7 protein-coding genes are annotated in these 7970 nt (G+C 64.9%); 4 read left to right on the top strand and 3 right to left on the bottom strand.

Annotation, left to right across the window (positions count from 1 at the left end):
• Nucleotides 1–32: 32 nt before the first annotated feature.
• On the bottom strand, nt 33–1733 hold the full coding sequence (locus P4U43_RS17110) for a sensor histidine kinase (RefSeq protein WP_277359814.1): 1701 nt from the start codon (nt 1731–1733) through the stop codon (nt 33–35).
• A gap of 138 nt (nt 1734–1871) precedes the next feature.
• On the opposite strand from P4U43_RS17110, the gene P4U43_RS17105 reads away from it, so the two are divergent.
• The 4 genes from P4U43_RS17105 to P4U43_RS17090 are packed head-to-tail and all read left to right on the top strand — an operon-like array spanning nt 1872 to nt 5682.
• Entirely contained in the window at nt 1872–2993 is a 1122-nt protein-coding gene (locus tag P4U43_RS17105) for a PP2C family protein-serine/threonine phosphatase (protein ID WP_277359813.1), read from the top strand.
• The gene (locus tag P4U43_RS17100) at nt 2990–4942 is read left to right on the top strand and encodes a glycosyltransferase (RefSeq protein WP_277359812.1); all 1953 of its coding nucleotides are present in this window, start codon (nt 2990–2992) and stop codon (nt 4940–4942) included. The genes P4U43_RS17105 and P4U43_RS17100 overlap by 4 nt, the downstream gene beginning before the upstream one ends.
• A complete protein-coding gene (locus P4U43_RS17095) occupies nt 4926–5258 on the top strand; it encodes an STAS domain-containing protein (protein ID WP_277359811.1) in 333 nt (110 codons plus the stop codon). Before P4U43_RS17100 ends, P4U43_RS17095 begins: the two co-directional genes overlap by 17 nt.
• Nucleotides 5251–5682, top strand: coding sequence for an ATP-binding protein (locus P4U43_RS17090; RefSeq protein WP_277359810.1), 432 nt, complete (start codon nt 5251–5253; stop codon nt 5680–5682). Before P4U43_RS17095 ends, P4U43_RS17090 begins: the two co-directional genes overlap by 8 nt.
• A gap of 36 nt (nt 5683–5718) precedes the next feature.
• Here P4U43_RS17090 and P4U43_RS17085 read toward each other — a convergent pair whose 3' ends face one another.
• On the bottom strand, nt 5719–7176 hold the full coding sequence (locus P4U43_RS17085; protein ID WP_277359809.1) for an FAD-dependent oxidoreductase: 1458 nt from the start codon (nt 7174–7176) through the stop codon (nt 5719–5721).
• A gap of 42 nt (nt 7177–7218) precedes the next feature.
• The coding region (cobA, locus tag P4U43_RS17080) for a uroporphyrinogen-III C-methyltransferase (RefSeq protein ID WP_277359808.1) at nt 7219–7970 on the bottom strand (752 nt) is incomplete at its 5' end.

The raw sequence follows: 7970 nt of genomic DNA, 5'->3' as shown, positions 1-7970 counted from the left end.
GGGCCACCCCCCCCCCCCCCCCCCCCCCACGTCTAATGGTTGGCGTCGCTGGTGGACACACTGGTGCCGGGTTCGGCGTCGCGAGGACTATCCGGCAGCTCGAACGTGAACGTGGTGCCGCGGCCCAGCTCGCTGCGGCAATGGATGCGGCCGCCGTGTTCCTCGACGATCGAACGGACGATGGCCAGGCCCAGCCCCACGCCGGGGATCGCCGCCTGCCGCACACTGGAGGTCCGGAAGAACTTCGAGAACACCTCGGCGCTGTCCTCCGGGCTCATGCCCATTCCCTGATCCTCCACCTCGCAGACCACGGAGCCCGGCATTTTCTGCGCACGCACCGTAACGGTTCCGCCCGCCGGCGAATACTTGACCGCATTGGAGAGCAGGTTATCCAGAACCTGACCGATCCGCGCGGGATCACACCGGGCGATGGTGCCCACGGGAACCTCGTCAACAATGTCGACGCCGGCTTCCTTGCCGCGCGCCATGATGGCATCCACTGATTCGCGGGATATGTCGGCGAGGTCCGCGCGCACCGGGGACACTTCCGGCGGCCCGGAGGCTGCGGTGAGCAGGTCGTCTACGAGCCTGCGAAGGCGCGTCACGTTGCGGCCGATGACGTTCAGGCCGGTCAGCGTCTCCGGCGGCGGGTTGTCATCGAGCATCATCTCCAGATATCCGACGATGACCGTCAGCGGAGTGCGCAGTTCGTGGGAGACCATCGCCACGAACTCCTCCTTCGCGTTCAGCGCGTTCACCAGCTCAGTGACATCGTTGAAAGCGACGACGGCGCCCTCACGGTGTCCGCCCTCGTCCAGCATCATGCGGGCAGAGGCTGACAGAACGCGCTGGTGGTCTCCCTCGCCGATCCGGATGAGGTAATCGGAGAATGTTTCACCCGCAACGGCGCGGTAGGCCGGGCGTTCTGCGGTGGGGATGAGCGTGACGCCGTCGGGTCGGAACAGCAGGAGGTCCTTCTCCGGTGCGTCATCCACCCCATCGGGCAGCCCGATCCGGTGGACCTCGTGCTGGCGCCGGTTGAACAGGATGTCATGCCCGTCCGCGTCGATGGCGAGGAGACCGACGTCGACGGTGTTCATCGTGGCATTCAGCAACCGCTCCCGCTGGGCGCTGCGGTGGAGCACCTGCTGCAGTGCGTGGTCCTTTTCCTCCATGGCTTTCTGCTGGTCCATCATGCTGGCCGTCATGACCCGGATTGTCACCGCGATGCCGAAGATGATGGTGGGCAGCAGGGCTGATTGGGTCAGGTCCGATGCACTGACGCCGGCGTTCGCCGCGAACAGTGGAACCCAGATCATCGCAAACGGGCCAATCAGGCTCAGCGCAAGGCCAAGCCGCGGGTATAGGCCGGAAGCCGCCAGCCACAGGACCGGGAAAACCGCCATCAGCCCGATCCCGAGGACCTCCGTGTTGGCGCCGAAGCGCAGCAGCGCGATCGGGATGAAATCGAGCACCGGAATGGTCAGGAACAGTCCGTACGGCAACCGGTCCCAGGGGATGAGCGCACACAGCAGGAGAATTCCGCAGCTGAGGATCATGCCCCACTGGAACGCTGCGCTGGCCCATACCACCGGATGGAAAGCGACGCTCCCTGCTGCCAGCAGCGCGGTTGTGATCGATAGTGGAGCCTGACTAAGCAGCACCCGTGAGCGCATCGACATCTCGTGGAACTGCCGGGTGTTGAACGTCAGATAGGACAGAACATTGTCCATGGTGACTGGTGCTCCTAACGCTCGGGTGCCGTTCCGACACTGCCAACTCTATAGATCGGCGCAACCGGCAAATCGCAGCTTCGCAGGGATGTGACGCGGCGTGTGCGACCCGGCCGGAAATTGTGGGTTAAATGGAGCATGACCGTCTCACCGCCGGAACGCCGCGCTCTTGTCATCGAGGACGACCCCGATATCCGGATGCTTCTGGCGTCGCTGCTTAAGCGCGAGGGTTTCCAGGTGACGGAGGCCGGAACGGTTCGTGAGGGGGTTGAAGCCGCGCGGCGCGGCGTGGACATCATTACCCTGGACCTCAACCTGCCCGACGGCAACGGACTGGACGCCTGCGCACAGATCCGGCCTATCTCAGACGCCTACATCCTCATGATCACTGCCCGCGGCAGTGAGATAGACCGCTTGCAGGGACTGGATACCGGTGCTGACGACTACATCGTCAAACCCTTCAGCCCGCGCGAACTCGTAGCGCGCATCAATTCTCTTTTCCGTCGCCAGAACCGCCAGCTCGCTGCCAGCACCGCGGCCACTGAAGCGGACGCCGATGAGAGGCAACGCGCCGCGCAGGTGCAGCAGAGCCTGCTGCCCCGGCACGGTCTCCAACTGCCCGGTTACGACATTGCGGGACAATTTCGCCCCTCCCGCGACGTTGGCGGAGACTTCTTCGACTGGTACCCCACCCTTGACGGCATGCACTTCTCCGTCGCCGATGCCATGGGCAAAGGTATGGGAGCCGCCCTGGTAGCCGCCACGGTTCGCGCGGTGCTACGCTCAACTGCCGAGGAACCGGACCTTGCGCGGGCCTTCACCTCTGCGGCGGCATCCCTCGACGCCGACCTTGAGCGTGCGTCGTCCTTCGTCACGCTTCTCCACGGCCGGCTCACCGCTTCCGACGGCGCCGTGGACCTCATCGACGCCGGTCATGGCCTCGCACTGCATGTCAGCTCCGACGGCTCATGGAGACGCCTAGCCTCCGGCGGGGTGCCGCTGGGCACCGTTCCGGGCTGGGACTGGGAGGTGATGACCGTGACATTGGCTGCCGGTGATGCCCTCGCCATCATCAGTGACGGCTTGCTGGACATCTACGACACACTGGACGAGTTTGCTGCAGCCGCCGCAGAGGTCGTTGCCACGTCGTCCTCGGCTGCAGACGCCTGCGACAAGCTGTTGATTCTGGGGGAAGATCCACGCGTGGAAGATGACGTCACCGCTGTTGTGGTTCGCCGGACAGCCGGGGTCGGCGCATGAACGCGTTCTGGGTGCGGCTGCTGGTTGTGCTCACTGTCATCCTGGGGATCAACTACATCGCGTGGCGTTGGCTGGAATCGCTGAACTGGGAGGCCTGGTGGATTGCCGTGCCGCTGGTCGCAGCCGAAACCTACAGCCTCATCGATGTTGCTCTTTTTGGGCTCACCGTATGGCGGGTTAAGCGCCGCACCGCTCCCGAGCCGCCGGTCGGCGCAACGGTGGACGTCTTCATCACGACCTACAACGAGCCCGTGGAGATGGTACTTGAGACCGCGGAGGCGGCGAAGCGGATCACCTATCCGCACAACACCTGGATTCTCGACGACGGCTCGCGTCCCGAATTGCAGGAGGCCGCAGACCGAATCGGTGTGGGCTACATCACGCGCGGGCCGGAATGGGCAAACCGGCCCCGGCACGCCAAGGCTGGAAACCTCAACAATGCCCTGATGAGCACCTCCGGCGAGTTTCTGCTCATTCTCGACACGGACCAGGTGCCGGACCCGCGCATCCTGGACCGGACCCTCGGTTACTTCAACAACCGGCGCGTGAGCCTCGTGCAGACACCACAGTATTTCGTGAACGTTCCCGACGATGATCCCCTCGGAAGTCAGGCGCCCCTCTTCTACGGTCCAATCCAGCAGGGCAAGGACGGCTGGAACGCCGCATTCTTCTGCGGCTCCAACGCCATCCTCCGCCGTGAGGCGCTCATGCAGCTCGGACTCGCCGGGTATGTCGAGGAGGTGGAAAGGGCGGTCACCGCAGCGCTGAAATCCGCCCGCGCTGCGGTGCGCCGCGCCCGGAAGTCTCCGGAGGCCGCGAACCCGCTGGTGGCCGAACTGTTGGACGATGTCGAGAAGGCGGTCGCTGCGGCGCGCACGGAAAAAGCGGCCGGCGCGCCCCTCGCCGAGGTGACTTACCGGCTCCGCCGCTCGGTGGACAGCGCAGTGCAGCAGATGGTCGCGGCTGACATGTCGGCGATGGAGGCGGATCTTGCCGAGATCGCTGCCATGGACCTCGGTAGCGAACCCGGGGTTGCTGTCCCGGACAACCTGGATCAGGCGGTCGAGCAGCTGTCGGACCGAGCGTGGTCGCCCCTGGGCGCGCTCGAATCGGTGCAGGCCGTCCTCGATGCCATCTCGGTGGACCGCGATGACGAGGCTCAACCGGTCATGCCGCTGGCCACCATCTCTGTGACAGAGGACATGGCTACGTCCATGCGCATGCACGCGATGGGCTGGCAGAGCGTCTACCACCACGAGATCCTTGCCCACGGACTGGCGCCCGAAGACCTGAAGACCATGCTGACGCAGCGGCTCCGCTGGGCGCAGGGAACCATCCAGGTACTCCTGCGCGAGAATCCGTTGCTGAAGAAGGGTATGAGCCTGGTTCAGCGGCTGATGTACTTCGCAACGATGTGGAGCTACCTGAGCGGTTTCGCCGCCGTCGTCTACTTCGCCGCACCGATCATCTACCTGACGCTCGGCATCCTTCCCGTGAACAGCATCAGCTTCGATTTCTTCATCCGCTTCCTGCCGTTCATGATTGTCAACCAGTTGCTCTTCGCAGTGGTGGGCCGAGGGGTGAGCACCTGGCGCGGCCAGCAGTACAGCCTGGCGCTGTTCCCGACCTGGATCAAGGCCTGCACGACGGCGGCCCGTAACGTCTGGTTTGGCCGTCCGCTGGGCTTTGCGGTCACGCCGAAGGCCCGGCAGGACGGCGGACCCAGTTGGAGCCTGATCCGGCCGCAGCTGATTGTCATGGTGCTGCTTGTCATTGCCGCGGTGGTTGGCATAGTCCGGCTGGCCACCGGACTCAACGAACCACTCGGAACGTTCGTCAACGTCTTCTGGGTCGTCTTCGACCTGATTGTGTTGAGCGTGCTCATCAAGGCAGTGAAATACGAGGGATACGTCATCGAGGAAAGGAAAGCTGATGCAGTTCACGATTGAGGACAGGGGCACGTACACCGAGGTGGTGGCCAACGGCCGGCTCAATATGGTCTCAGCGCCTACGCTGCGCAGCACCGTCGATGAGGCCGTCGGAGCCGGCAGCCGCCACATCGTGGTCAACCTTGCGGCCACGGACTTCATGGACTCCTCCGGACTCGGCGCCCTGATCGGCTGCCTCAAGGTCGCTCGGCAGGCAGGCGGGGATCTCCGGATTGCCTGTGCGCAGAAGCAGGTACAGATGGTCCTGGAGCTCACCAACATGAACCGGGTGCTGTCTCCTTACGCGACGGTAGAAGAGGCATTCGCCAGTGACTGACCGCGATTCACAGCGACGGTTCGAAGCCGAGGCAGTTCCGGCGGCCATCAACGATCTCCACGATGAGCTTGACCGGTTCTGGAGTGACCTTGAAGATGTCCCGTTCGAGGACCAGATGGCTTTCACCACCGCCGTCATCGAGGCCGCCTCCAATGTCGTTGAGCACGGAGTTCCGCTCGACCGCGCTGGGATGCGCCTCGGCGTCGAGTTGAGCGCCACCGCCACCCGGCTTCAGGCGCGCATTCTGGAAATCAATGCGGCAGCGCATCCGGATCCTTTGACGCCGGCAACAGGTGATCCCGAGGAGCTGGAATCCGGGCGCGGCCTGTTCCTGATCAACGCCCTGGTCACCACAGTCACGGTTGAACGTCAGGGGAACACCAACGTCTGGGTCCTCTCCAAGGAGTCCGCTCCCCGGCGGTAGGACCTCGGGGCGCGGATCGCCTGCGCGCCGCTAATGCTATGCGTCGGCCGGTGCGTCGACCTGCACGCTCCGGGCGACGGAGACCATGTCTTCGCGGGGCACAACCTTGATCCGCTCACGGACCACGCCGTCGATCTCGGTGGCGGCATCGCCCAAAGCGCGCTCGTGCGCATCGAGCGCGAGCCAGCCCTCCCAGGTGGTGAACTGCACGCCGCGTCCGTTCAGAAGATTGACGACGGCGTCATCCGCCGGCGCTGCGGCCGCCGGGAGGTTCTCAAGATCCTCCAGCAAGTGGGTCACCGTCTCCAGCGCGTCACCCTTGGTATGCCCGATGAGACCGACAGGGCCACGCTTGATCCAGCCCGTTGCGTACACGCCTGCCACGGGGACGCCGGAGCCATCCAGCACGCGGCCGCCGTCGTTCGGGATGACACCGCGGCGGTGATCGAACTCGACCTCCGGCAGGGCTGAGCCGAAGTAGCCCACCGCGCGGTAGACCGCCTGGACCGGGTAGTCGAGGTATTCGCCGGTGCCGACGGCGTTGCCGGTTCCATCGAGTGCGGTGCGCTCGAACCTGATGCCCGTGACCTTTCCGTCCTCGCCCAGGACCTCCACCGGGTTGTGGAGGAAGTGCAGGTGGAGCCGGCGGGATGCGGTGAATTCAGCCGGGTCTTCGGGCTGCTCGGCGATCCAGTTGGTCAGCGTGCCGACCATGGTCTTGGTCTGGTTGTTCGTCTGGATCTGCCGGTCGGACTCGGCATCGAACTCGAAGTCCTCGGGGTAGAGCACAATGTCGACGTCCCGTGAGTGCGAAAGTTCCCGTAGCTCCAGCGGAGTGAACTTCACCTGGGCCGGCCCGCGGCGGCCGAACACGTGCACATCCGTCACCGGCGAGTTCCTCAGCCCCTGGTAGACGTTGTCCGGGATCTCAGTGACAAGGAGGTCATTGGCGTGCTTGGAGAGCACGCGCGCTACGTCGAGGGCCACGTTGCCGTTGCCCAGAACAGCAATCTCCGTGGCTTCGAGCGGCCACTGGCGCGGCACGTCCGGGTGCCCGTCGTACCAGGAGACGAAGTCCGCTCCGCCGAAGGAGCCCTCAAGTTCAATGCCGGGAATGTTGAGGTCCGCGTCCTTGATCGCGCCGGTGGCGAAAATGACGGCGTCGTAATGGGTTTGCAGGTCCTCCAGCGTGAGGTCCGTACCGTATTCAACGTTGCCGAAGAAGCGGATGTCACCGCGGTCCAGCACCTTGTGCAGGGCGTTGACGATTCCCTTGATACGCGGGTGGTCAGGTGCAACGCCGTAGCGGATGAGGCCATACGGCGCCGGGTAGCGGTCGTAGAGGTCGATGCTGACCTTCAGCTCACCCGAGGCAACGGGCGCTGACTTGGTGAGGATGTCGGCGGCGTAGACACCGGCCGGACCGGAGCCGATGACGGCGACGCGCAAGGGTCGGTGGGAGTCACCGGAGGAGAACGTGGAGGATTGCGACACGGCTGTGTTCCTTTGCTGTGATGTGGTGTTGGGTGGCGTGGGCTAGGCGGGTTGCCAGTGGGGTGAAAGCGCGACGACGTTTCCCACCACAATCACGGCGGGAGACTTGACGTCGCGCAGCTCTGCGAGGTCCGCGATGGTTTCAAGAGTGCCGGTGGTCACGCGCTGCGACTCCATCCACCCGTTTTCGATGATGGCGACGGGCGTGGACGCCTTCCGGCCGCCGGTGATGAGTGACGCCGCGGAGGAACGCAGCAGCGCCACTCCCATCAGGAGGATCAGTGTGTGGTCGCTGCCCGGCGGGATGAGCCCTGTCTGCTGCCGGATGTCCTCGTGACCGGTGATGACGCTGAAGCCCTTCGCCACTCCCCTGTGCGTCACGGGAATGCCGGCGGCGGCCGGCACGGAGATGGCGGATGTGACGCCGGGTACCACCTCGACGGGCACGCCGTGATCGCGGCAGTAGGCTTCCTCTTCACCGCCGCGACCCAGGACGTACGGGTCGCCGCCCTTCAGCCGCACAACGCGGTTGCCCAGCAGTGCCTGCTCCACGAGGATCCGGTTGATTTCATCCTGCGGCACCGGATGGTGGCCGGGGAGCTTGCCCACCTCGATCACCTGGACATCAGCAGAAAGGCCGGTCAGCAGAGAACGCGGTCCGAGCCGATCAGCCACGACGACGTCGGCCATGGCCAGCAGGCGCCTGCCGCGGGTGGTGATGAGGCCGGCATCGGCCGGTCCCCCGCCCACCAGCGCGACTGTTCCCATCCCCTCGGCCGTGCGATGCCGACGCA

It is taken from the genome of Arthrobacter vasquezii, from assembly GCF_029455255.1.
In the GTDB taxonomy this organism is placed as follows: Bacteria; Actinomycetota; Actinomycetes; order Actinomycetales; family Micrococcaceae; genus Arthrobacter_D; species Arthrobacter_D parietis.
The sequence above is the reverse complement of the archived record's forward strand: the minus strand, read 5'-3'. Positions and strand labels throughout refer to the sequence as shown.